Raw genomic sequence first — 23,899 nt, forward strand, 5'->3', positions numbered from 1 at the left:
GAAGGAGGCGCGGGCGGGGGTCGCCGCGGCGGGGGCGGGTCTGCTGGCTCGCTGCCCCAGCGCGGGGTTGAGGCGGCTGCCCGTCGCGGCCGGGCCGTTCTATCGCGCGGGCGCCCCGCCGGTGTCGGCCCTGGAGTCCTACCGGGCCGGAGACCGTCTGGTCGAGCCGGGTTTCGTCGAAGCGCGGCTGAATCCGGTTCTCGCATCCGGAAGCACGGTCGAATACCTGATCTGGTCCAGCACCGCTCGCCGTACCGACCGGGTGACCGGCCCGGGGCACGACGACGGGGCGCGGGTGCTGTTCGCCCCGGGCACGCAGTTCGTGGTGCTGGACACGATCCGGCAGGACGAGGGGCGGCTGAGGGTTCTGTTGCGGGAGTTGCCGACTGCCGTCAGGAGGACGAGCGCCGATCAGGGCCTGGACGAGCGTACGCGGGAACGACTCCAGGAGTGGCTGAAGCCGGCAGCAGCGGTGGTCCGGACCCGTCCACCGGTTCCGCGGCAGTGGCGCTACCCGATCGGGATACGTTCGGACGGGGCCGTCTACTGCGCCGCCGACCATGGTAGCGCTGCGGATGCCGGGTGAACGCCCGGCCGGTTCCATCCGTGAACCGGGTGTGGGGAAAACGAATTCGGGGCGGGGTGCCCGCGCCGGCAGCAGCGACCAGACGGGCGACGAGGGCCGGGGGCGGTCCGGATCCTACGGGTGGGAGGGGCCCGAGCCGATCGACCTGACGTCGTTCCTTCAGAACGTCTTTCCGTGGGCTCCGACGGCACCGCCGGTTCCGGTGCTGGAGTGGTTGCAGCGCTACGGGCGGTGGTCCCGGGACTCGTTCGTCCGGCCGGAAGACGTTCCGCATCGGCGGCCGGGTCCGGACCCGGCTGCGCAGTGGCAGCGGCTCGATCCGACGGGGCTGGACCCGGCCGCGCTGGGGCCGTTCCTGCGCTGGCTGGACCTGTCGCGGCCGGACCTGCCCGTCACCCCTCAGTACGCAGAGCTGGCCGTCGGTCTCATGCTGGGGGAGAGCGGCCAGGTCAGCCGGGTGTGGCGGGGTGTCGAGGCCCGGACCTGGGGGCAGGCCGAGGGGGCCCCGTCGATGCCGGAGGAGACCGTCGTTCCTCATCTGGTTCACAGCGTCTGGTCCGGTGTCGAGGACTGTCCCGCCGAGGTCACCCGTCGCCGGGACGGGGAGGCCGACGTCGTCCTGTGACGGATGTGAGCCGGGCGGAAGCGACAGGGGCCCTGAACGGAGGGCTTTCGGAACGGGCGGGGCAGATCCGTTCGCTGCTGGCCTGGGCCCGCGAGAACCAGGTCCTGGTGGTGAGCGGGGTGGAGGTGATCGGGCCAGGATGGTCGGTGGCGATGAGCCGTCTGTCCGCGCTGGAGCAGGCTGGGTGTGATCCCCGGGACCTTGCGCTGGCGCGCGATCTTCTCCGGCTGGAGATCGTGGCCCGGCTGGGCGGGGTCTGCGTCAGCCGGGTGCCCGGAACCTATGCGGCGCAGAGCTTTCGGCCCAGCCGGTTCGAGTCCGTAGCCGCCTCCCTGACCGGCTTCGAAGCACTCCTGAGCGACGGGGAAGGACTGCCGGTGCTCGAGGTGATCGCTGCGCCCGCGCGGCATCCGGTCCTGCGCCTGTGGCAGGACCTGGCCCGCCTGGCTCTGGGGGCCGAGCCGCCGCGCGGGTGAAGCCGTTTCCCGAGGCCGGTTCAGTGGCCAGGTACACGATCAGGTAGGGATCACCGGGGAGCTGACGCCTGGGGCGGGGGCCGTTCGCGGTGTGAAGGCGCGCCCGGTCGCGTCAAGTCCCGGGTGGATCACGGCGGAGGGGGAAGGGCCGTCCAGAGGCCCGACGCCCACATCGGCGGCCCGACGGCGCAGGTGCTCCAGAATCTGGTGCTCACGCTGTTTGCGGACACTGTTCCGGGCCGGTTCCTGAGCCAGGAAGACCGTCAGGTCGTCTTGGCCGGGATGCTGCTGCACCGCCAGCACCCGGAAACGGGCGGCCGCGGTGAAGAGCACGGTGGACTCGTGGCCGGCCAGCAGCGGCGCACAACGCCCGGTCTCCGACCAGATGGCATAGGAGATCGCGGCACCGGACGTCATCCCGGTCGCCGGGTAGGCGTCCCGCCGGGTCAGAGTGAAACCAGGCTCCGTCAGAAGGCTTCCGGGAAACAGTGCGTCCACCCTGATGCTGTCCCGCCGGGCTCGGTGGAAGACCGGGCCGTGGTGGGCCGGCAGCCGGGCCAGGCCGGATGCCAGGCAGGCGACCAGGGCCGGGTCACTGTCGTGGACCGGGCCCTCCCGGAGCCGGATGTCGAGACCGGCCACGGCCCCGCGCAGGTAGGAGCGCACCATGGCCAGTTCCTCGACCACGATGGACTCACCGGCGTCGATCAGCATCCCGCGCAGCGCGGGCGGCCGTCGCTCCAGTAGTTTCCGCACCTCGACGAGATCGGCGTCCAGGTCGCTGCCCAGATGTTGCTGGCTGCTGCGCCGTTCGGCGGCGGTGACTTCGTGGTCCGAGGACAGCACGGGGGTGAAGGCGTGGGTCGGCACGACCGTCAGCGGCGCGGGCAGGAGGTCCGGCCGGCCTTCTGGTAAGTCGTTCTGCTGCTCCGGTTCGTGCGGTCCGTGCGGTCCGTGCGGTTCGGGCCGGTCGGCCGGTGGCAGGACGGGCGTCGCCTCGGCCGGCTGCGGCCGGGCCTCGGCCCCGGTCGGCCCCGGCTCGTCGGGCAGCGGTTGGCCGGATGGCTCAGCGGGTGGGGTGTCGCGCGGGCGGCGACTGCCCAGCACGATCAGGGCCACTCCCAGGCCGGTCACCAGGAGACCGGCGAGAAGCGTCGTCACCTGGGTGCTCACCCGGCTTCCTGCAGGCCCATCCGCGCGGCGTTGCCACGGAGGGTGCGAAGTGCGTAGAACAGCCGGCTCTTCACGGTGCCGACCGGCACGCCGAGCACACCGGCGGCCTCGGCCGCCGTGTGTCCCTTCAGGTAGACCTGCTCGACCACGGCGCGGTGCTCGGGCCAGATCGAGGCCAGCAGGTCGCGCACCACCATCTGCGCCAGGACCCGGCCGGTCTCGTCCGGGACGCTCTGCCCCAGTGAGACGTCCTGGTGCAGCAGTTCCACCTCGGTGGGCCGGACCTTGCGCATCCGGTGCCCGTCGATCGCCACGTTGTAGGCCACCCGGTGCAGCCAGGAGTTGACCGAGCCCTGCTCCGGGGTCATCCGGTCGATCCGGCGCCAGGCCCGCACGAAGGTCTCCTGCACGATGTCCTCGGCCAGGGCGCTGTCACCACCCACCAGGCGGGTGACGAACGACAGCAGGGCGGGACGGTGGGTGCGGATCAGGTCGGCGAGGCGTTGTTCGTCGGCATCGGGTCCCGGCCCGGCCGGACGGGGGCGGGTCACGTCGGCCGGGGTGTCCGGGTGATCGTGAACTGCCGGTGCGAGTGCGGTCTGCAGCATGCTCCGACGATTCCAAGGACGGCCGCACTCCCGATATGGGGACATCCCTCCCCTCAAGGGTGCTGTCCCTCGGCAGGAAGAGGGCAAACCCCCCTTGATGGACTGGGGGTGTCTGCGATATGAGGCGCCGGACCGGATCACCTCTCTGCACGCGGAACCCTGCCCGAAGGTTCAGTTGCGCGAAAAATGAACCCCGGGCCCGACCGCCACGTGGTGGAGGTGTGCGTTCCGACAGCAGGCGTTCAGGGCTGCAGCCCGTCGAGCCCGAGGGCGGCCATGAGCAGGCCGGTGGCGCCGGCCAGCGTGCCCGAGGCCAGCAGGGCGAAGCGGACTCCGGTGCGGAGTCGCGGGCGGTGGGGCGAGCCCGGGCCGGGCTCGGGCACCGCCTGCCCGGCCAGCACGGCCGCGCCCAGGGCGGTGACGAACTGCGGGTCGGGCAGCAGCCGGACAGGGCGTCCCAGGTCCTCGGCCAGCATCCGGCCCACCATGGGGATGGCCGCGGTACCCCCGCTGAGCAGGATGGTGGCCCGGTCGCGGCGACCGATCCGGGCCGAGTCGAGCACCTGCCGCAGAGCCGGCAGGGCGGCGGCCAGCCGGGGGCGCAGCCACTCCTCCAGATGCAGCCGGGTGAGCACCACGCTCGGCGTCCGGCCGGGCAGCCCGATGTCGATCTCGGCCTGCTGGGCCCCGGCGAGGGCCTCCTTCGCCCGTACACCGGCCGCGCGGATGCGCCGCAGGGCATCGGCCTCGCCCGGATCGTCGGGGTCCAGCTGGGAGACGGCACCGCCGCAGGCCTGGTCGACCAGGCTGAGCACGTTCTGGTCGAGGTCGACCCCGCCGAACCACTCCAGCGAATCCGGAACCCCCAGGTCCCGCACCTGCACGAGGCCGTCCGGGGTCCGCTCGACATCGACCACGCAGGCGTCGAAACTGCCGCCCCCGACGTCGTACACCACCAGCTGGTGCGGATTACGCGGCGGCTGCCCGGAAAGGTGGGCCACGGCCACCGCCTCGGCCTCCGAGCACAGGGAGAAGCCGGCCGGGGCCAGACCGGCCCGGCGGCAGGCCTCGGCCAGCTGTTCGCGGCGGTGCGGGCCCCACGTCGCCGGGCAGGTGAGCACCACGTGACCCGGGGCTGCGCCCTCGGTCCGGGCCACCCTGACCAGCACGGCCGAGATCACCTCGGTGTAGAGGTCGCGGGCGCTCAGCCGGCGCCCGCCCAGCGTCAGCGAGGTGGAGTCGCCCAGGTGGCGCCGGAAGTCGTGCCCGGTCAGTTCGTTCTGGAGGTCGGGCGAGGACGACAGGTCGTCGCCGACGACCAGCCCACCTTCGCGCGACACCCGTACGACGGTGCGCAGGAGAGGCGAGCCGCTGCCCAGAGGGGCCATGGCCGGTACTGCTCGTGCGTGGTCGCGGCTGATCGCCGCGGCCGTGTACGTGCTGCCCAGATCGATGCCCAGGCCGTAGCTCAAGACTCTCCTTCGACGCCGGCAGACGGGTCATTCGCTGGGCTCGAGGATAATCCCACTGCTGCGGGGCCGTCGCCGTACGGGCACGGACCGGCTGCTACTCGTCCGGGACGATGACGACCTTGCCGCTGACGTCGGGGGACTCCGCCAGCGTCAGGGCCAGGTCGGTCTCGGACAGCGGGAACCGGGCGGCGATCCGGGGCTTCAGGACGCCCTGGCCCAGGAGTTCCAGAACCTGGCCCGCGTCCTGGTGCCACCACTGTCGGCGCCGTCTGCTGCGCAGGCGCCCGCCGCACAGGGCGAAGGCCCGCGCCCGCCGGCCGTTCGGCATCAGGCTCCACAGCCTCAGGCGTGCGGTGTCCCAGGCGGCCGGCCACAGGCCGGGCTCTACGTCGTTGCTGGTGGAGAGGCTGAAGTAGAGCACCAGAGTGCCACCTCGGCCGACCAGGCTCCAGCACTTGACCAGACGCTCGCCGCCGACATGGGTGAAGACGGCGGCGGCGCCGTCGGGCAGGAGTTCCTGGGCCCGCCCGACCAGGTCAGGAGCGAAACAGTCCAGCGGCAGGGCACCTTCGTGGCGCAGTCGCGCGTGCTCGTGGGCTGGGGCGATCGCGATGACCCGCAACCCGGCGTGCCGGCCCAACTGGACCAGCGCTGCACCGAAGCCACCGCCGGCGTCCGTCACGACGATGGACTGCCCCGGGGCGACGACAGCGATCCGGTGCAGCATCTGCCAGGCCGCCACGGCGTGGCTCAGGACCGTCTCCACGGCGGCCGCATCCAGAGTGTCCGGGACCGGGACGAGGGAGTTGGCCTCGACCACGAGATGGCTCGACCAGCTGCCGGTCTCGGTGATCGCTGCGTAGCGTCGCCCGACCAGGCCGGGGTCGGTGGCGGGGCCGACCGCGACGACCCGGCCCACCACGTCGAACCCGGGAACGAACGGGAAGGCGGGCTGGCCCCGGTGGATGCCCCGGCGCATGCCCTGCTCGGCCCGCGAGACCCCGGTGGCCTCCATCTGCAGGAGGGCCTGGCCCGGGGCGGGCACGGGCAGGGGACGTCTGTGGATCTGAAGTTCGCCGGGCTCGACCGTGCCGGGCAGAACTATCTGTGTGACCTGGGTGTTCGTCGAGACCATCGGTTCTCTTCGCACGGGTGCCGCCTCCTGTGCAGCTGGGACCGGCGCCGGGACCACAGGCCGCCTGGTCGGGGCGGCCCGGGGGCGTTCACGACAGTCTCCCCTTCTGCACCGGGCCTAACCAGGGTGCGTCGTACCCAGCCAGAGCGGGGGCGAAAGTTCCCGATCAGGCGGCCGAGGGCAGAGCGGCCGCCGGCCCGGCTCGGTGGGCCCCGGCGGTCGGGTCGCGATCACCAGGGCCCACGGTCGTTCCCGCTCCTGCCCTACCAGAGCCAGTAGTAAGGAGCACTCGAGGTGCCCTGGGTGCCGATGCCCAGGCCCTGCGCACTGTTGTAGAACTGGCTGTGCATCGGGAACGCGGTCCCGTCGGGCGCGAAGCCCCAGACCCGGACCTCGACGGTGGCCCCGTGGGTGTCGAACTCGGTCATGGAACAAGGACCCCCAGGAGCCACCGGGACCATGTCGAGCCCACCCGTGGTGGCCAGGACCCCCGGAATCGGCTGCGAGACGATCTGGATCGAGGAGTGGTAGTCGCCCTGGGCACAGATCTGGATGTGGCCAGGAGGAATGGTGGAGGCCGAGGCGGCCGGCGCCGCCACCGCCCCGATCCCGGTCGCGGCGCTCGCGGCTGCGCAGATCGCCAGGAGCCGGCGTCCGGTCTTCGAGTTCAGCATGGGTGTTCCCGTCCGAGAGTTGATTTCGCTTGCCTGACACATCAACACACGGATGCGGCCCGGCTCCGGGTCACTGCTGACTACCCGAAGTTCCAGACCTGGGACGGTGACGAGGTGCAGGTCGAGAGCACGATCTTGCGGCCGCGGTCGGTGGCCGCCCCGGTGTTGCTGGACACGTCCAGGCACATGCCGGTGCGTACGTTCCTCAACTGCAGGCCGTTGCCACTGGCCTGGCTGGTGAACATCTGGTTGTCGTTCTTGCCCAGCAGGCAGTCGTAGCTGGTGACCCAGGTCCCCGCGGCCACGTTCCCCTCGCCGGGCGCGTCCACGCACAACCCGGTCTTCTCGTTGCGCAGAGCCAGGAGCGAGCCGTCCCGCAGAGTACGGAACTGCTGGTTGTCCGCGTCCCCGGCGACGCACTCGAACTGGCTCAGCGGCGTGCTGATCCCGACGACCCCGCGGGTGGGCAGGTCGGCGCAGAAGCCACTGTTCTGGTTCTTCAGCAGCATGGGGGCCGAGGTGACCCAGGTGGTCTTCTTGCTCTTCTTGGCCTTGGCCGGCTTCTTCTTGACCGGAACGCGCTTCTTCTCCTTGGCCGTCGGGGCGGTGTCGGGGGCAGCAGCCACGGGTGCCTCGGCTCCCGTGGTGGATTTCGGGGACGGCCTGCGCGGCGGTGTCTTGTCGTCGTTGTCCACGCTGGGAGTCGGGGCTTTCGGCGTCACCAGAGCATAGTCCGGGGTGACTGCGGCAGTTTCCGAAGGCACTGGCTGAAGCAGTGTTTCATCGCCGTCGACCGGACCGGCCAGCATGGCCGTCTGGTCCTTCTTCGACTCCGGTGCCTTCTGGCCGGTACCGGCCAGGGCCACCAGGGAGAGGGTTCCTCCGGCGAGGACGAGGGTCGCGCCGGAAGTCATCAGGAGAGTGCGGCGGCGTCGGGCCTTGTGATGGGTGCTGGGATGGAAGGTCTTGGCAATCTGCACTGGTGTCACCTCGCGACAGGTCGTCTTTTCCGGGCCTGGAACGGCACCCGCTTGCCCGGAGAGGCCCCAGAGGGCTGGGCAGACCGTCCGAAGGTACCCGTGCGGCGCCGACCGGTTGCCACGACGGGCCAGCTTCAGAAGGGGACCGGGGCGATCGTCATCATGGCCCGCGAGGGGGCAGTCGCCGAAATGCGCTGCTGATGGGCCGGTCTGGCCGGATTAGAGTGATACGCCTCGGCTGTGCCGGCCCGGCGGACCAATTCGGCAGCTTGGTCAACGTGGGCAGGAGGGGGTGCCCTTTGCGGCAGGCGGGCCCTCTCGTGCTGCCTCGGTGTGGTCGTGATGTGTGCCACGACCGTGAACGCAGTCGCGGCGCCCTACGTGCAGATGTCGGAGAAGACCGGCGACATGTGATGGAGAGTCATGCCTTTCGCGAAGTCCAACGGAATCGAACTCTGCTACGAGACCTTCGGTTCCCCCGAACAGCCGCCCATGCTCCTGATCATGGGGGTGGGGGAGCAACTCCTGGGCTGGCCCGAGGCGTTCTGCGAGCAACTGGCCGAGCGTGGCTTCTACGTGGTCCGGTTCGACAACCGCGACGTCGGCCGGTCGACGTGGCTGGACGAGCTTGGTGAGGTCGATCTCGCGGCGTTGTTCGCCGGTGACGTCTCCAGTGTGAAGTACCGCTTCGACGACCTGGTCGACGACACCACCGGGCTGATCCGGGCCCTGGGGTTCGAGCGGGTTCACCTGGCCGGGGTGTCGATGGGTGCCGGCATCGCCCAGCAGATCGCCGTTCAGAACCCGGAGCTGGTGGCCAGTCTGGCCTCGATCATGGGAACGACCGGTGATCCGGCCGTCCGGGAGAGCAGCATCAGCGACCCCAGCATCCTGCTGCCGCCGGCCGGGACGGACCTGAGGCCGCGGTCGCGGCCGATGCCGCTCTCTACCGGACGATCGGCTCGCCCGGCTTCGCCACCGGTGACGACGAGTTGGTCGCCCGCGCCCGGGCCAAGGTCGAACGGGCCTACCATCCGGCCGGGGTCCTGCGTCAGGTGGCCGCCAGTCTCACCGCCACTGATCGCACGCCGGGCCTGCGTGAGATGCAGGTGGCCACTGTCGTGATCCACGGTGACAGTGACCCACTCGTGGGCATCCGGGGCGGAAGGGCCACGGCTGAGGCGGCCGGGGCGGAACTGGTGGTGATCCCGGGGATGGGCCACGACCTGCCGGAGGGGGCCTGGGAGCGGATCGTCCAGGCCATCACCGAGAATGCCGCCAAGGGCCCGATCGTGACGGGCCAGCCGTTCAAGGGGCTGGCCACGTCCGTGGCCGAGGCGTTCTCGCCGGAGATGGAGGCCGAGGTCTCCCGGCGGGTTCTGGGCGATCGGCGGCACGGCCTTGAAGCGCTTCTCCCGCACGCCACCGAGCCTTCCGACGGGCCGGGCTCGTCAACCCGCAGTCCTCTCTCAGCAGGCTGATCCACCGACGAACGAACCGGCCGGGCCGGGCGCCGATGGCGTGGTCTGCGAGGGCACCATCGGGCGGCCCGGACCAGCCGGCCGGTGCGTCAGATCCAGCAGGCGTTGCTCGTCCGGACTGCCGGGCCGGGCCCGGTAGACGATGAGCTGGTGCCCGGGGGCCGAGAAGAGTTCCAGGGCATCGGCGTGAAGCGTGAGGCGGCCCGCGGCCGGGTGTAGCACGACCTCGTCGCCGTGAAGGTCCAGCCGCACGTCGTGATCGGCCCAAAGGCGTCGGAACGTCCTGCTGCCGGAGTCCAGTTCGCTGATCAGTCGCTCTCGACGGGGAGAGCCGGCGTAGGAGGCCGACAAGGCGCGCAACAGGGCCACACAGTTGTGGGAGGCGATCTTCCAGTCGCCGAAGAAGGTCTGCCCGGCGGCGTCGAGGAACACCATGGCGGCGAGGTTGCGCACCGCCCCGGAGTCCTCGAACGGCGAGAACAGGCCCCTGGCAACATCGTTGGTGGCCACGAGGTCCAGGATCGGGTCCAGCACGAAGCAGGCCGATCCCGGCATGGAGTTCATCAGCTGGAGCACCGAAGCGTCCAGGGTGACCGGCTTCTCCGGCAGCGGCGGCACCCAGAGAGCGCCGGCCAGGGTGTACAGGAGCCGACGTTGCCCCGCGTCCAGCCCGAAGACCCCGGCCAGCGCCTCCAGCACCTGGTTCGAAGGGCGGGTCTCCCGGCCCTGCTCCAGCCTGACGTAGTAGTCCGCGCTCACCCGGGCCAGATGAGCCACCTCTTCCCGGCGTAGCCCTGGCACCCGGCGCGCTCCGCGGGACACCAGTCCGGTGTCGGCCAGGGACGTCGCAGCCCGCCGGGATCGTAAGAATCTGCCCAGCTCACTGCCGTTGGTCACGGAACGGGAACCTAGATCATCGACTGCGCACCGGCAACCACGGCAAGAGCCGGCCGGTTGCCGGTCCGCACCTTCGGGCGGTTGCGGCGCCGATGGTCAGAGATAGATCGCCTTGGCGCCGTTGTTGCTGTTCCAGGTGTCGCTGCCGATGTGCCGGCCGTTGCGCAGGATGTCGATCGGGCGTGTGCCCCGGGTGTCGAAAGTGGTGGACCAGCATCGGTTGTTGCTGACCAGAGGGCTCAGGATCCCGGTCCGGCCGTTGCTGGGCTGGATCTGGATCTGGGCCGGGGCGGCGCTGCGGACGCAGAGCATGAGGGTGTTGGCCTGGGCGGCAGCGGGCTGGCCGGCGGCCACCACCAGGCCCAGGGCGGCGACGGCGCTTCCGGTGACGGCGGCGACCCGGTTGCGGGCCTTCGTGGTGAGCATGTTCGTCCTTTCCGACAAGGTGTGGTCCGTCCTTGACGGGTCTCACGGACCATCGGGGCCAGAAGTTCACCGGCCCGCAAGCTGAACCCTGGCGGGACGGGCGCCGTGATGAGCTGAGTGGAGAAGATGTGGAACGCCTGCACCGGGGTGGTGACGACCAGGCGATGAGTTCCTCTCGGACGGCTCTGGCGGGCAGGCCGCCCTATCGGTCGCTGCGGCCGGTCGCGGGTTGCGAGGTGTGCGCCCCCGGCCCGGACCCGGTGGACCCGGTGGACCCGGCGCATCCGGTGAAAGTACTGGCACAGTCCGGCGATCCGGTCAGCCAGGCCGGCCTGTCCGGCCTTCTGCACGGTCGCGCCGGCATCGAACTGGTGCCTCCGGGCCGGGAGGCGGACGCCGATCTGGTGCTGAAAGCCGCTGCTGAGTTCACTGTTCCGGTGATGAACCGGCTCCGATCGCTGCGGGCGGAGCCGGGGCAGCTGCGAATCGTCCTGGTGCTGGAGCGCCTGGGAGATCCGGACCTGATGGCGGCGGCCGAGCTGGGGGTGGCCGGGTTCGTCAACCGCTCCCAGGCCACCGGCGAGCACCTGACCCGGGTCCTGACCATCGTGCACCAGGGGGGAACTCATCTGCCCCGGGAGATACAGGCCAGGCTGCTGGCAGACGTGGCCCGGGTCCAGCGGACCGTCCTGGCCCCACGCCGGCTGACGGCCTCGGGACTGGACCACCGGGAGGTCGAGGTGCTGCGATGCATTGCCGAGGGCCTCGAGAATGCCGAGATCGCCCAGCGCATGCAGTATTCGGAGCGAACGGTGAAAAGCATCCTGTACGCCCTGATGGAGCGCCTGCAACTGCGCAACCGGTCGCACGCGGTCGCGTTCGCCATGCGGGCAGGGGTTCTGTAGATGCGCCCGGGGTGCAGAAGCAGTCCGAGTGAGCGCCCGCCCGGGGTCTTGGGCGCACCGGCGGCGAAGGGTGTGCGGTGAACACTCAGATGCTCGTGGTCTCGCCCGATCAGCGGGACGCGTTCCGCTCCATCGGCCAGGCCCTCAGCAGCGCACGGGCGGGGGCGGTGATCACCGTTCACCCCGGCCGGTACGAGGAGAACCTGGTCGTCTCCAAGATCGTCACGATCACCGCGGAGGAGGGCCGCGGCAGCGTGCACGTCTCGCCCCGCCGGGGCCCGGTGGTCAAGGTCCTGGCCGAGGCGGTGAAACTGACCGGTCTGGTCCTGGAGGGGCAGGACGAGGAGATCGCCGCGGTCGAGATCCTGCGCGGTCAGCTGGCGATGGACGACTGTGAGGTGATCGGCTCCTCCTGGGCGGCGGTGGTGGCCCGCCCCCAGGGATCGGTGGCCATGCGCGGCTGCCGGGTCACCAACGGCGCCGGGGCCGGGATCGTGGACACCTCCGACGCCGGTAGCGTGATCGACGACTGCGTGGTGGCTCACCTGGCCACCTCCGCGATCGTGATCGCGGCCCGGGCCGGCACCCGGGTGAGCAACAGTGTCCTGCGTGATGCCGGTGGTAACGGCATCTGCGTCAACGGCCAGGGCCGCGGCGTGGTCGAGGACTGCGAGATCACCGGTACCCAGAAGCCCGGGATCGCCATGGAGGAGTCCAGCAGCACCCGGTTCCTGCGTACCCGGGTCAGCGACGCCTCGGTCGGGGTCTACCTCGGCAGTCAGGTCCGGGTGGTGATGGAGGACTGTGTGGTCACCCGCAGCGGGAGCGCCGGGTTCGCGGTGGCGGCCGGCAGCGACCCGCACCTTCGCCGGTGCCGGGCCGAGCGCTCGGGCACCTACGGTCTGCACGTCAGCGCCCGTTCTCGCGGGGTCTTCGAGGACTGCGAGTTCACCGAGGCGCGACTGGCGGGGGTGTGGGTCGGCGGGATGTCCGGTCCGGCCTTCTCCCGGACGGTGGTCCGGGCGGGGCAGGACGCGGGGGTGCTGCTCGACGAGGAGAGCGTGGCGGAGTTCGACCACCTGCAGGTGAGCGACGTCCCCGGAGCCGGAGTCCGGGTCCGGGGCGCGGCCAGCCCGCTGCTGCGCAGCACCGAGGTCAGCGGCGTCGGCGGTGACGGTGTGCTGATGGCCGAGAACAGCCGTGGTCGGCTGGAGACGCTCGTGGTCAGGGGCGCCGGGGGAGCCGGGGTCCGGGTCGAGGACGGGGCCGGCCCGCATCTCAGCCACCTCACCGTGAACGGCAGCGGCGCCCAGGGGCTTCTGGTCGGGGAACGGGGGACGGTGGTCCTGCGCGATGCCGAGGTGAGCGCCGCCGGCGCGGAGGGCATCCGGGTGGCAGCCGGCGGCGATCTGTCGCTGACCCGGTTCCTGATCCGTGGCAGCTCCGAACACGGCGTCCTGGTCACGCCCGGCGCCCGGGCGAACCTGAAAGACGGCTCGGTGCAGGACAACCGCGGCGACGGGATGCGGATCGACACCACCGAGGCGGTCTCTCTTTCCGGGATCCGTCTGACCGGCAACCAGGGCAGTGGGCTGCGCCAGTTGATCCCGAGCGAACGGGTCTCGGTGGAGGACCTGGACAGCCGGGACAACCGACGGCCTGACGCGCACGGTTCGGTCACGGTGGCGGCCGGGTCGGCCGGCCCTGCGGAGGCGGCCGGGCCCGGGGCTCCCGACGAGGAGGGGCCGCTGGCCAGACTGCAGGCCCTGGTCGGCCTGGCCGCGGTCAAGCAGCAGGTCTCCTCGCTGATCAACCTCAACCGGCTGGCCCGGCGCCGGGCCGAGGCCGGGATGGCGGCCCTGCCGATGAGCCGGCACCTGATCTTCGCGGGCCCGCCCGGGACCGGGAAGACCACCGTGGCCCGGCTCTACGGGGCCGTGCTGGCCGAGCTGGGGGCGCTGCGCAGCGGTCATCTGGTCGAGGTGGCCCGGGCCGACCTGGTGGCCCAGATCGTCGGGGGCACGGCGATCAAGACCACCGAGACCTTCACCAGGGCGCTGGGCGGGGTGCTGTTCGTCGACGAGGCGTACGCGCTGAGCCCGAACGAACGCGGCAGCGGTCCGGACTTCGGCCGGGAGGCGATCGACACCCTGGTCAAGCTGATGGAGGACCACCGCGACGACGTCGTGGTGATCGCGGCCGGCTACTCCACCGAGATGCGCCAGTTCCTGCAGTCCAACCCGGGCCTGGCGTCGCGGTTCAGCCGCACCATCGAGTTCGAGAACTACTCGGACGAGGAACTGGTGACGATCGTGGAGACGATGTGCGCCGGTCACGACTACCAGCTCGCCCCGGGGGTCGGTGACGCTCTGCGGCTGCACTTCTCGCGGATCGTCAAGGACGAGGCGTTCGGCAACGGCCGGGCCGCCCGCAAGACGTTCGAGGAGATGATCGACCGGCAGGCCACCCGGCTGGCCGGTCTGGCCGAGGTGAGCGCGGACGATCTGCCGTTGATGCTGCCCGAGGACGTCGGGGTCGCCTCGGCGCCGGGGGCGCCGGGTGCGCTCGACGACCGGTTGCCGGGGTTGCTGGCCCAGCTGCACGACATGATCGGCCTGAGCACGGTGAAGACCGAGGTGGCGGCGCTGGTCGAGCTGATCTCGGCGATGCGCCGACGGGAACAGGCCGGGCTGCCCACCCCGGCGATCAGCAACCACCTGGTCTTCGCCGGGCCGCCCGGTACGGGCAAGACCACGGTGGCCCGCCTCTACGGCGAGCTGCTGGCCGCGATGGGGGTGCTGCCGCGCGGGCAGCTGGTGGAGGTCAGCCGGGGCGATCTGGTCGGGCGGTACATGGGCCAGACCGCACAGCTGACCAAGGACGCCTTCGATTCCGCCCGCGGCGGCGTGCTGTTCATCGACGAGGCGTACACCCTGACCCAGACCGGGCGGGCCAGCGACTTCGGCCGGGAGGCGGTGGACACCCTGGTGAAGCTGATGGAGGACCACCGTGACGACGTGGTGGTGATCGTGGCCGGCTACTCCGGTCAGATGGAGCACTTCCTGGCCTCGAACCCGGGCCTGGCCTCGCGGTTCACCCGGCACGTGGAGTTCGGCGACTACTCCGCACAGGAGCTGGTGGAGATCGTCGGCCGGCACGCCCTGAAGGGCGGCTACGAGCTGAGCGAGGGCGCCCGCCAGGAGCTGGCCGGACACTTCGCCACGGTCGGCCGGGGAGAGACCTTCGGCAATGCGCGGTACGCCCGGCAGGTACTGGAGAACATGATCACCCGCCAGGCCACCCGGCTGAACCGGATCCAGTCGCCCAGCATGAGCGAACTACGCAGCCTGGAGGCCGTCGACCTGGCGGTCGCGCAGGCGGGGTGAGCCGATGACTTCCGGTGCTCGTCGCTGCCACCGGCGTAGGCGCCGGAGCGCCCCGGTTGTGCTCGGGACACTCGCTGCTCTGGTCGCCCTGCCGACCTCCGCGCTGGCCACGACCGAACCTTCAGTAGCTGAGTTGCCCCGTGTCACAGCCGTTCTGGGTGACCGAGACCGGTGTGTGACGTCTTCGGTGCCGACGGTTTCCACGCCCTCGCCTCTCGCGCAGGCACTGCGGCCGGAGCGGGCCTGGCCCCTCACCCAGGGCGAGGGGGTGGTGGTGGCGGTGCTCGGCACCGGCTTCGACGTCAGCTCCCCGCATCTGCGGGATCAGGTGACGTTGGGGGAGAACGAGGTGAGCAGAGGACGGGTCGGGGTCGACTGCGTGGGGCACGGCACCTTCGTGGCCGGGCTGGTCGCCGCGCGACCCCGCACCGGCAGCACCGTGGCCGGGGTGGCCCCGGGTGCTCACGTCTACGGCATCACGGTCACCGACGACACCGGCGCGACCGGCCCGGACGTGATCGCCAAGGGCATCCGCGCAGCGGTCCGGGCCGAGGTGAAGATCATTCTGGTGTCCGTGGTTTCCTCCCGTTCCAGCGCGAGACTCCAGGCCGCGGTGCAGGACGCCGTCGATGCCGGAGCACTGGTGATCGCTCCGGCGGTGGCCGACGACCAGACGATCCAGGGCCCGGTGTACCCGGCTGCCCTCGACGGTGTCCTGGCGGTGAGTGATCCCTCGGCCGGATCCGCAGCAAGAGGCTTTCTGGCGCCGGGGCAGGCGGTGACGAGCGTGTGCCCCGGTGGGGTCTGCGTCGGCACCGGAGCGGCGTACTCGGCCGCGGCCGTGGCCGCCACCGCGGCGCTGATGGATGCCTACCATCCCGGCCTGACCCGTCGTCAGCGAATCGGGCGTCTCACCGAGACCGCCTATCCGATCGACGCCGGGCCCACGCCATCGTCCATTGTTGGTCTGATCGACCCCTACGCGGCGGTCACCGCCGTGCTGCCCCAGGAGTTGGGCACCGTGGACCGCGTTCCCGTGGCAGCGCCGGTTGCCCCGATGCCCCCACCGCCGGGCGAGCCGGCCTGGATCAGGGCGCTGATCGTGGCCGGAGCGGGACTGTCAGCGCTGGCGCTGGCCCTGTGGAGTGCCGCAGCGTGTCGGGCCCGGAGCGACCGCGACGAGTAGACTGTGGGATCAGCGCTCGGCGCTGGCCGGTTCGGGCAGTTGGGACGTCTGGATCTGCACCGAACCCCGGCGCGTGACGTAGAGCGCCCGGCCCGGTGGGAGCTTGCGGGGCTTCACGTTGGCCACGAACGCTCCCTCGGACGGCGGGGTCGAGAGCATCACCGCAGGAGTGTTGTTCTCCAGCAACTTCCGGATCAGTGGATCGCTCATCGCCCGCCCGATGCCGTTCGCGCTGCGGGCCACCACCAGGTGCAGGCCCACCTCGTTGCCCTGGGACAGGAAGGGCAGGAGCGGTCCGAAGGGGTTGTCGCCCAGCCCGCCGGAGATCAGTTCCAGGTCGTCGACCACGAAGAACATCTGCGGGCCCTTCCACCAGTCCCGCCGCCGCAGGCGCTCGGGCGTGATGTCGGTGCCGGGCATCCGGTCCTGCATGGCCCGGGCGGCGCCGCCGACGATGTCCTTCACCATGTCGGCCGAGACCGCGTAGGCCAGCCGGTGATCCTCGGGGACGGCCCCGTGCAGTTCGCGGCGCACGTCGACCAGGGCGATGCGCGCCTGGGACGGGTCGTAGCGCTGTGCCACGGCCCGGGCCACCAGCTTCAGCAGATTGGTCTTGCCCGACTCCAGGTCGCCGACCACCAGCAGGTGCGGGTTCTGCTCGAAATCGTGCCAGAAGGGCAGCAGTTCGTTCTCCTCCAGGCCCAGCGCCATCCGCAGATCGCCGTCCGGCGCCGGCAACTGGCCCGCGTCGTGCACCGCGGGCAGCATCCGCACCGGTGGTGCGCTCGGCCCCGTCCACCATTCCCGGATGTTCTCCACCATGGCGGTGGTGCCCGCGCCCAGGTCGTCGGTGGAGGTGCGTCCGTCGATGCGGGGCAGGCCGACCATGAAGTGCAGCTGTTCGTCGGTGATCCCGGCTCCCGGCCGCCTGGGCACGGTGCGGGCCGCCCGCATATTGATCATCGAGTCGATCGCGTCGCCCAGGCGCAGCTCGAAGCGGGTGCCGAGCTGGTCGCGCAGGGCGGTGCCGATTTCGCTCCACCGGCCCGCGGCGACGATCACGTGGACGCCGTAGTTCAGGCCGCGGTTGGCGATCAGGGTGAAGGCCTGGACCATGTCGTGGAAGTCCTGGCGCACAGTGTTCCAGCCGTCCACCACCAGGAAGACGTCGCCGTGCGGGTCCACCACCGTGCCGGCGGCCCGCAGCCGGCGGAACTCCTCGACCGAGCTGATCCCGTTCTGCGCGAACAGGTGCTCACGACGGCTGATCAGCTGGGTGACCTCGCCCAGAGTGCGGTTCACGCGCTCCAGGTCGTGCCGGCCGGTGACCCCGCCCACATGTGGCAGCCCGGACAGCGACGAGAGGGAGCCGCCGCCGAAGTCCAGGCAGTAGAACTGCACCTCCTCGGGCGAGTTGGCCAGACTCAGACTGGAGATCAGCGTCCGGATCAGCGTGCTCTTGCCGCTCTGCGGCCCACCGGCGATGCCGACGTGGCCGCCCTGCCCGGACAGGTTGGCCACCAGCAGGTCGCGCACCTGTTCGTAGGGCCGGTCGATCAACCCCACCGGGACCGCGAAACGACTGGGCCCGCGCTCGGTCAGGGTGGTCAGGCCGCGTTCGGGATCGGGGGCCAACGGAGGTAGCAGCTCGTCCAGGGAGGGCGGCACGGTGAGCGGGGGTAGCCACACCTGATGAGCCGGTGGGCCGGAGTGCTGCAGCCGGGCAACCGCGGCCTGCAACAGGGTTCGGGTGTCCAGGGCGTCGGCCGGCTGCGACTGGGCCGGTGCCGACGATTCCGGTTCGGCGGCCGCCTCGACGAAATCTGTTCCGTAGAGGACGACCTTCGCAGCCACGGCGGCCGGTGCGACGCGTTCCCGGGCCCGGTAGGTCCCGGAGACGTACGCTGCGCGGAACCGGGAAAGAGTGGTGACGTCGGTGCGCAGGAAGCCGTTTCCGGGCTGCGGCGGTAACTGGTAGGCGTCGGGGACGCCCAGCACTCCCCGGCTCTCCATGGCCGAGAACGTGCGTAGGCCGATCCGGTAGGACAGGTGCGACTCCAGCTGGTTGGTGCGGCCCTCGTCCAGTCGTTGCGAGGCCAGCAGCAGATGCACGCCGAGGCTGCGGCCCAGTCGGCCGATCATCACGAAGACGTCCATGAAGTCGCGGTGGGCCGCCAGCAGTTCGCTGAACTCGTCGACGACCAGGAACAGGCTGGGCAGTGGAGCCAGTGGTGCGCCCTGCGCCCGGGCCGTCTCGTAGTCGAGCACGGAGCTGTAGTTCCCGGCCGAGCGCAGCAGCTCCTGTCGGCGCATCAGCTCACCCTGCAGCGAGTCCTTCATCCGCTCCACCAGCGAGGACTCGTCGGCCAGGTTGGTGATCACCGCGGAGGTGTGCGGAAGCTGCTCCAGGCCCAGGAAGGTGGCACCGCCCTTGAAGTCGACCAGGACGAAGTTGAGCGTCTCGGAGGAGTGGGTCAGGGCCAGCGCCAGCACCAGCGTGCGCAGCAGTTCGGACTTGCCCGAGCCGGTCGCGCCGATCAGCAGCCCGTGCGGCCCCATCCCGCCCTCGGCGGCCTCCTTGATGTCCAGCTCCAGCGGGGTTCCGTCGCCGGTGACGGCCAGCGGCACCTTCAGCCGCCGGCCGGAGCTGCGCCACTGCTGCCACAGGTTCTCCACCGGGTGGGTCGCCAGGTCGTCGATCCCGAGCATGGTGGTCAACTCGACGTCGGTGGACATCGGCTCGGCGGACTCGGTGGAGGTGCTGATGCGGTAGGGGGCCAGCTGCCGGGCCAGGGCGGTGGCCGGTCCGGTCGCCAGGACGTCGGGAACCCCCAGCAGTGTGGCCTTCTCGATGCCGTTGGGGTCGGTGTCGAGCATCTCCAGCCGCTCCGGGCTGACCCGCAGCACCAGATCGTGGCGGGACGGGCGCCCGCCTCCGGCGGCCAGGTCGAGCAGGACGGTGTTGCGGTAGCCACGGGTGACCAGGCGGTCTCCGGCCGGGACCGGGATGTCGCTGTCGTGCACCACCACGGTGAACGGTTCCTCCGGCCCGGGGGGAGAGTCCGGGTCGAACGTGGCCCGCCCCGCGAAGTCCGGACCGAGGAGGTGTTCCAGGCGGCCGGGGCCGGTGGTGATCATCCGGACCGGGCCGGCCGCATCGGTCTCGTGCGGGTGCAGGGCGTGCGGCAGCCACTTGACCCAGTCCCAGTCCGGATGGCGGGAGGACGGGGCCAGGATCACGATCCGCAGGTCGTCGGGTGAATGAAAGACCGCCAACTGCAGCAGCAGCGCCCGCACCAGGCCCTGCGCCGCGCTCTGCGCGGCCTCGTCCTCGGCCTGCAGGACCAGACGCGAGTAGGCGCGCAGGTACACCGCGATCGGCTGGTCCTGGACGCTGGAGTAGGCGTGGATGAACCGGCGCAGCGCGTGGGCACTGAGCGGTTCCAGGTCCTCCACCGGCTTGGTCTCCACCGGCGCCAGGGTCAGGCTCAGACGCTGTGGCCCCCGGCCGATCCGGGCCTCGGTGAAGTCGGGGTGAGTTGGCCGGCGCTCCCACAGCCGTGAGGTGCGCACCACCGAGGCCAGAGCCTCGGTCTGCGGGTGCCGCCAGGCCTGGGCCTCGCGCTGCTGGTCGATGGTCCTGCGCACCCGGCGCCGCAACCGGGACAGATAGCGCAGGTAGTCGCGGCGTTCCTCGCGCATCTTGTGCTTGCGGTCCAGCGAGGTGCGCAGCAACTGCACGAACAGCATGGCCACGGCGGAAAGGCCCATCAGGCCGAGGGCGAAGTAGACCAGGGGCCCGTTGTCGCCCGGGCGCACGAAGATGAGCACCATGCCCATCGAGCCCAGCGCGGTCGGGGCGTACATGACCATCGAAGACAGGCTGTCGGGCTGCTCCGGCAGTTCCGGTGGTTCCTGCAGTTGCAGCTCCCCGCCGGGCATCTCCGGCCCGGGCCGGCGGGGTGGGCGTTTGAAAAGGATGATGCTCACGGCAGAACCGCCTCCCTGGATCCGCGCGCGGCGGCACGACGAACGTTCATCCTGCCCTCCAGCATGCGTGCGGTCACCGATGAAGCAGGAAATCTGTCCCCAGGGGCGGAGATTGCCGTACACGAGGCCGAAGGTCGCCCAGAACCGGCTTCGCTACGCGGACGGTGCTGCAGGCTGTGCCGAAGGTGCCGGAATCCGTTGATCCGGCGGTAGTTCTCGAAGCGTGCGGAGGTAGGCGTGACCATCACGGATACGTCCCCCGGCGACCCGCTCTCCAGCGCCGGCCCGACCGGGGCACTGGCCGGCCTGTGCCGGCTCACCGTCCACGGTCCCGGCCGCCGGTTCGACCTGGCGGTGCCGACCGACATCCAGCTGGCCGATCTGATGCCCACGCTCGTCGGTCACGCCGGTGAGGACCTGCACGAGAAAGGCATGGCGCAGGGCGGCTGGGTGCTGCAACGACTGGGCCAGGAGCCGCTGCCCCTGGCCCGGACAGCGGCGGAGCTGGAACTGCGCGACGGTGAAGTGCTCCATCTGCGCCCACAGCAGGACTCCCTGCCCCCGGTGCACTTCGACGACCTGGTCGACGGAGTGATGAGCACGCTGGTCACCCGCAACGACACCTGGCAGCCGGAACTCACCCGGCGGCTGCTGCTCGGAACCATGCTGGCCGTTCTCGTGCTGGCGGCCGCCTGTCTGCCCCTGGTGATGCCTCCGATCGCCTCGGCCGCCAACGGCTACGTGGTGGCTGCGGTGCTTTTCGGCGCGGCGGCCTCGTCCGTGCGGTCGTTCGACCAGACCCGGCTGGGACACGTCCTGGCCCTGGCCGCGATCCTGCACGTCGTGGTCGCGGCCGCGACGATCCCGGTGGGCGAGGACCTGGCCGCCTCGCACCTGCGCCTGCTGGTGGGCGGGGTACTGGCCGCAGCTGCGGCCGCCGTCGGGTTCTCGGTCACCGGCTCCGGCGCACCGATGTACCTGGGCATCGGAACCCTGGGCCTGCTCGCCTGGCTGGCCGGCGCCCTGGTGCGCAGCAGCTTTCAGCACACCGCCGCGATCGTCGGCGCTGTGGTGGTGCTCCTGCTGGCCTTTGCCCCGGGCTGGGCGTTCTGGCTCTCGGGCCTGCGTCTGCCGCCCCTGCCGGCCAACGCCGACCAGTTGCAGGAGGGGATCGAGCCGCATCCGAGCCGGAACGTGATCGAGCGCTCGGCCGTGGCCGACGCCTTCCTCACCGGCCTGCTGGCGGCTCTGGGGACGGGGATGACGGTCGCGGTGATCACCCTGGTGGTCACCGCCGACGGCATCTCGGCCCGGCTGATGGCCGGCGCGCTGAGCGGCCTGGCCCTGTTGCACGGCCGTACCCTGGGCGGCAGCGGGCAGCGCCTGGCCGTCGTCGGACCAGGACTGGTGGGGCTGGCCGCACTGGCCGTGAGCTACCTGGTCACCGCCGAGGGGCTGGGCCCGATGATCGCGGCAAACCTGCTCTGGATCCTGGCGCTGGGCCTGGCGGTGGCCTCCGGCACCGTTCCTGGGCGCCGGATGGTGCCGCACTGGGCCCGGGCGGGCGAGATCCTGCACACCATGCTGGCGATCAGCCTGCTGCCGCTGCTCCTGCTGTGCGTCGGGGTGTTCACCCGCCTGCGCGGTCTGGGCGGGTGAGCCGTGCAGTCACGCAAGGACCAGGTCCAGGCCCACATGTTCGTGATGGGCCGCCTCTCCTCGGGGCTGCTGCGGCTGGAACCCGACGGTCTGGACCAGCCGGTTACCCGGACCAGCCGGGGCGCCCTGGGCGGCATCCTGGTGGCCGCGCTGGTCTGCCTGGTCGTGGCCCTGTTCGGTTTCGTCGTGCCCGGGGGGAACACCAAGTGGGAGAAGAGTGGCACCCTGGTGCTGGTCGAGGACACCGGAGCCCGCTACCTGTCCCTCGACGGGGTCCTGCACCCGGTGCACAACCTGACCTCGGCGCGGCTGCTGGCCGGTGACAACCTCACCGTCTCCTCGATGAAGTCCGAGTCGCTGCGTGAGGCCCCACGCGGTCCAGCGGTCGGTGTGGTCGGTGCCCCCGACTCGCTGCCGGCGCCGGAGAACCTCGACGGTGAGGTCTGGAGTGCCTGCGCCACCTGGAGCAACCAGGCCACCGGCACCGTCGAGCCCGGCCTTTCTCTTGTCGTCGGGTCGCCTCCGCAAGGCACCGCCGTGAACCAGGACACCGCGATCGCCGTGGCTGGGCCGGACGGGCACGACTACCTGCTGTGGAACGGCCGACGCCTGCGGCTGCGGCCGTCGAAGGACGTACGCCAGGCAATCGGTGCCGGCGCTGCGGCGCTGCCCCCGGTGTCGGCGGCCTTTCTCGGGGTCGTCCCCGCCGGTCCCGACCTCGGGGTACCGGCGACAGCCCGCGCGGGGCAGGCGGGGCCGGCACTGGCCGGGCAGCCGACTCGGATCGGGCAGTTGTTCGCCGACAGCCGCCAGAACCACTATCTGCTCACGTCCGACGGCCTGGTCGCCCTGACACCCCTGTTCTTCGCGCTCTACCAGGCGGATTCGCGCACCCAGGCCGAAGCCTACGCCGGTCGGCCGATCAGCGTGGGCCGGCTCGGGCCGCAGGACGTCAGCCAGAACCTTGCTCCCCAGCAGTCACCGGCCGCCGGGAAGCTACCGGCCGCGATGCCCCGACTCGTCCAGCCGTCGTCGGCCCAGACGCTCTGCGCACAGACGCGGATGGAGACCGACGCGACCACCACGTCCTTCATCATCACCGAGGCGACCACGCCGGGGGCCTCACCTCCGGAGGCCGGACGCGCGATCGTGCCCAGTTGTGCACCAGCACAGTACATCCGGATCCGACCCGGCCACGGAGTGCTGGCCGCAACCAGGCTTCCGAGTGGCGTACCGGGTAGCAGCTATCACCTCGTCACCGACAACGGGGTGAAGTATGCCCTCGCTTCGGAAAATGCCATGGCAGCGCTGGGGTACGCACCTGAGCAGGCCAGGGGGGTTCCGCGCGCCTGGCTCGGCCTGTTGCCCACCGGCCCGGTGCTGGACGATCGAGCTCGGCCGGAGACCGCCACTGAGCCCGGTCGGGTCTGCGCCTGACTCTCGGCGAGAATGCCTGCGATCTGCGGTGAACCAGCGACGGTGGCGGCCCGTGATGGTGGTGCGGAACAACCACGCGGAACAGGACACCGGGAGCATTCATGGCTGTCGCCCAGACCTTCCAGAAGAACGACGCCGGGCTCAGGGCCCTGAACCAGGCCCTGGACACCCAGGTCGAGCACATGCGTCACTCCAACCAGGCCGTCGGGCAGCTGATCGAGGAGGTGAACCGGGACTTCCAGGCTGAGGCCTCGCTGACCTGGCAGAACAAGGTCGGTGAGTGGCAGCAGAACTATGCGCAGGTGACCCGTCTGGTGCAGGAGGTGACAGACCGGCTGCTCGTCGCCGACGGGGCGATCAACGCTGCCCACGAAGAGGCGGTGCAGATGAGCAACAGCATGGAGAGCGGACCGGCCGGCGATGCCGTCTACTCCACGCTCAGCAACGGCTGAGCATTCCCAGACCTTCTCACAGACCAGGAGTTCCGATGAGTGACGTCCGGATGCTGAACCAGGCCCTCGACGCGGACATCGACGAGATCGACCGGCAGGCCGAGAACATGATGCAGGCGATCGCCGACTTCACCGGGATCGTGCAGGCCAATCTGCAGAACTTCGAGGGTATGACCGCCGATGAGCTGACCACCAAGTGCAACGAGCTGAACCAGCTGGCCGGCGGCATGGCCAACACCTTCAACAACGCCGGTGACACGCTCACCTGGATGATCCAGAGCCTCAACGACGCCGACCGCCGGGGTGGCGTCATCGTCTCGGGCTGAGCCCACCCCGACCCGCAGAAGGGAG

General features: G+C 70.9%; 20 protein-coding genes and 1 pseudogene. 12 read left to right on the top strand and 9 right to left on the bottom strand.

What is annotated here, in order from left to right; all coding sequences use genetic code 11:
- From LWF15_RS20675 to LWF15_RS20685, 3 genes and pseudogenes are all read left to right on the top strand, one after another.
- Positions 1-586: pseudogene (locus LWF15_RS20675) on the top strand (hypothetical protein); the annotation flags it as partial.
- Between the two features lie 202 nt (positions 587-788).
- Entirely contained in the window at positions 789-1,211 is a 423-nt protein-coding gene (locus LWF15_RS20680) for a hypothetical protein (protein ID WP_232812520.1), read from the top strand.
- The gene (locus LWF15_RS20685; protein WP_232812521.1) at positions 1,208-1,687 is read left to right on the top strand and encodes a hypothetical protein; all 480 of its coding nucleotides are present in this window, start codon (positions 1,208-1,210) and stop codon (positions 1,685-1,687) included. The genes LWF15_RS20680 and LWF15_RS20685 overlap by 4 nt, the downstream gene beginning before the upstream one ends.
- A 39-nt stretch (positions 1,688-1,726) precedes the next feature.
- On the opposite strand, the gene LWF15_RS20690 is transcribed toward LWF15_RS20685, so the two are convergent.
- From LWF15_RS20690 to LWF15_RS37705, 6 genes are all read right to left on the bottom strand, one after another.
- A complete protein-coding gene (locus tag LWF15_RS20690; protein ID WP_232812522.1) occupies positions 1,727-2,860 on the bottom strand; it encodes a hypothetical protein in 1,134 nt (377 codons plus the stop codon).
- Entirely contained in the window at positions 2,857-3,468 is a 612-nt protein-coding gene (locus tag LWF15_RS20695) for a sigma-70 family RNA polymerase sigma factor (RefSeq protein ID WP_232812523.1), read from the bottom strand. The genes LWF15_RS20690 and LWF15_RS20695 overlap by 4 nt, the downstream gene beginning before the upstream one ends.
- Before the next feature lie 242 nt (positions 3,469-3,710).
- Positions 3,711-4,940, bottom strand: coding sequence for an Hsp70 family protein (locus tag LWF15_RS20700; protein WP_232812524.1), 1,230 nt, complete (start codon positions 4,938-4,940; stop codon positions 3,711-3,713).
- 94 nt (positions 4,941-5,034) lie between these two features.
- Positions 5,035-6,075: a zinc-binding dehydrogenase gene (locus LWF15_RS20705; RefSeq protein ID WP_232812525.1), complete on the bottom strand. Its 1,041-nt coding sequence runs from the start codon at positions 6,073-6,075 to the stop codon at positions 5,035-5,037.
- A 263-nt stretch (positions 6,076-6,338) separates the two neighbouring features.
- On the bottom strand, positions 6,339-6,749 hold the full coding sequence (locus LWF15_RS20710) for a hypothetical protein (protein WP_232812526.1): 411 nt from the start codon (positions 6,747-6,749) through the stop codon (positions 6,339-6,341).
- An 80-nt stretch (positions 6,750-6,829) separates the two neighbouring features.
- Entirely contained in the window at positions 6,830-7,729 is a 900-nt protein-coding gene (locus LWF15_RS37705; RefSeq protein ID WP_232812527.1) for an RICIN domain-containing protein, read from the bottom strand.
- A 423-nt stretch (positions 7,730-8,152) separates the two neighbouring features.
- On the opposite strand from LWF15_RS37705, the gene LWF15_RS20720 reads away from it, so the two are divergent.
- Both LWF15_RS20720 and LWF15_RS20725 read left to right on the top strand, forming a co-directional pair.
- Complete coding sequence (locus LWF15_RS20720; RefSeq protein ID WP_232812528.1) at positions 8,153-8,854, top strand: alpha/beta fold hydrolase; 702 nt, start codon at positions 8,153-8,155, stop codon at positions 8,852-8,854.
- Positions 8,839-9,210, top strand: coding sequence for an alpha/beta fold hydrolase (locus LWF15_RS20725; RefSeq protein WP_232812529.1), 372 nt, complete (start codon positions 8,839-8,841; stop codon positions 9,208-9,210). Before LWF15_RS20720 ends, LWF15_RS20725 begins: the two co-directional genes overlap by 16 nt.
- Here the strand turns inward: LWF15_RS20725 and LWF15_RS20730 are convergent.
- Together LWF15_RS20730 and LWF15_RS20735 are read right to left on the bottom strand one after the other, a co-directional pair.
- The gene (locus LWF15_RS20730) at positions 9,199-10,107 is read right to left on the bottom strand and encodes a helix-turn-helix transcriptional regulator (RefSeq protein WP_232812530.1); all 909 of its coding nucleotides are present in this window, start codon (positions 10,105-10,107) and stop codon (positions 9,199-9,201) included. The two genes, LWF15_RS20725 and LWF15_RS20730, sit on opposite strands and share 12 nt — an antisense overlap.
- Before the next feature lie 96 nt (positions 10,108-10,203).
- Positions 10,204-10,533, bottom strand: coding sequence for a hypothetical protein (locus LWF15_RS20735; RefSeq protein WP_232812531.1), 330 nt, complete (start codon positions 10,531-10,533; stop codon positions 10,204-10,206).
- 32 nt (positions 10,534-10,565) lie between these two features.
- Here LWF15_RS20735 and LWF15_RS20740 point away from each other — a divergent pair, with 32 nt between their 5' ends.
- From LWF15_RS20740 to LWF15_RS20750, 3 genes are all read left to right on the top strand, one after another.
- Entirely contained in the window at positions 10,566-11,438 is an 873-nt protein-coding gene (locus tag LWF15_RS20740; RefSeq protein WP_232812532.1) for a helix-turn-helix transcriptional regulator, read from the top strand.
- A gap of 77 nt (positions 11,439-11,515) precedes the next feature.
- Complete coding sequence (locus LWF15_RS20745; RefSeq protein WP_232812533.1) at positions 11,516-14,824, top strand: right-handed parallel beta-helix repeat-containing protein; 3,309 nt, start codon at positions 11,516-11,518, stop codon at positions 14,822-14,824.
- Between the two features lie 187 nt (positions 14,825-15,011).
- A complete protein-coding gene (locus tag LWF15_RS20750; RefSeq protein WP_232812534.1) occupies positions 15,012-16,010 on the top strand; it encodes a S8 family serine peptidase in 999 nt (332 codons plus the stop codon).
- 9 nt (positions 16,011-16,019) lie between these two features.
- Here LWF15_RS20750 and eccCa read toward each other — a convergent pair whose 3' ends face one another.
- The gene (gene eccCa / locus LWF15_RS20755) at positions 16,020-20,000 is read right to left on the bottom strand and encodes a type VII secretion protein EccCa (RefSeq protein WP_232812535.1); all 3,981 of its coding nucleotides are present in this window, start codon (positions 19,998-20,000) and stop codon (positions 16,020-16,022) included.
- Between the two features lie 237 nt (positions 20,001-20,237).
- Here eccCa and eccD point away from each other — a divergent pair, with 237 nt between their 5' ends.
- The 4 genes from eccD (at position 20,238) to LWF15_RS20775 (ending at position 23,874) form a co-directional block, all read left to right on the top strand.
- Positions 20,238-21,659 carry a type VII secretion integral membrane protein EccD gene (gene eccD / locus LWF15_RS20760; protein ID WP_232812536.1) on the top strand — a complete coding sequence of 474 codons (1,422 nt, stop codon included), beginning with the start codon at positions 20,238-20,240 and terminating at the stop codon, positions 21,657-21,659.
- Positions 21,660-21,662: 3 nt separating this feature from the next.
- A complete protein-coding gene (gene eccB, locus LWF15_RS20765) occupies positions 21,663-23,096 on the top strand; it encodes a type VII secretion protein EccB (protein WP_232812537.1) in 1,434 nt (477 codons plus the stop codon).
- Positions 23,097-23,197: 101 nt separating this feature from the next.
- Positions 23,198-23,548, top strand: a complete 351-nt coding sequence (locus tag LWF15_RS20770; RefSeq protein WP_232812538.1) for a hypothetical protein — start codon at positions 23,198-23,200, stop codon at positions 23,546-23,548.
- Positions 23,549-23,583: 35 nt separating this feature from the next.
- Complete coding sequence (locus tag LWF15_RS20775) at positions 23,584-23,874, top strand: hypothetical protein (protein ID WP_232812539.1); 291 nt, start codon at positions 23,584-23,586, stop codon at positions 23,872-23,874.
- The last annotated feature ends 25 nt before the right edge of the window (positions 23,875-23,899 follow it).

The sequence above is a fragment of the Kineosporia rhizophila genome, from assembly GCF_021277265.1.
GTDB classification, from domain to species: Bacteria; Actinomycetota; Actinomycetes; order Actinomycetales; family Kineosporiaceae; genus Kineosporia; species Kineosporia rhizophila.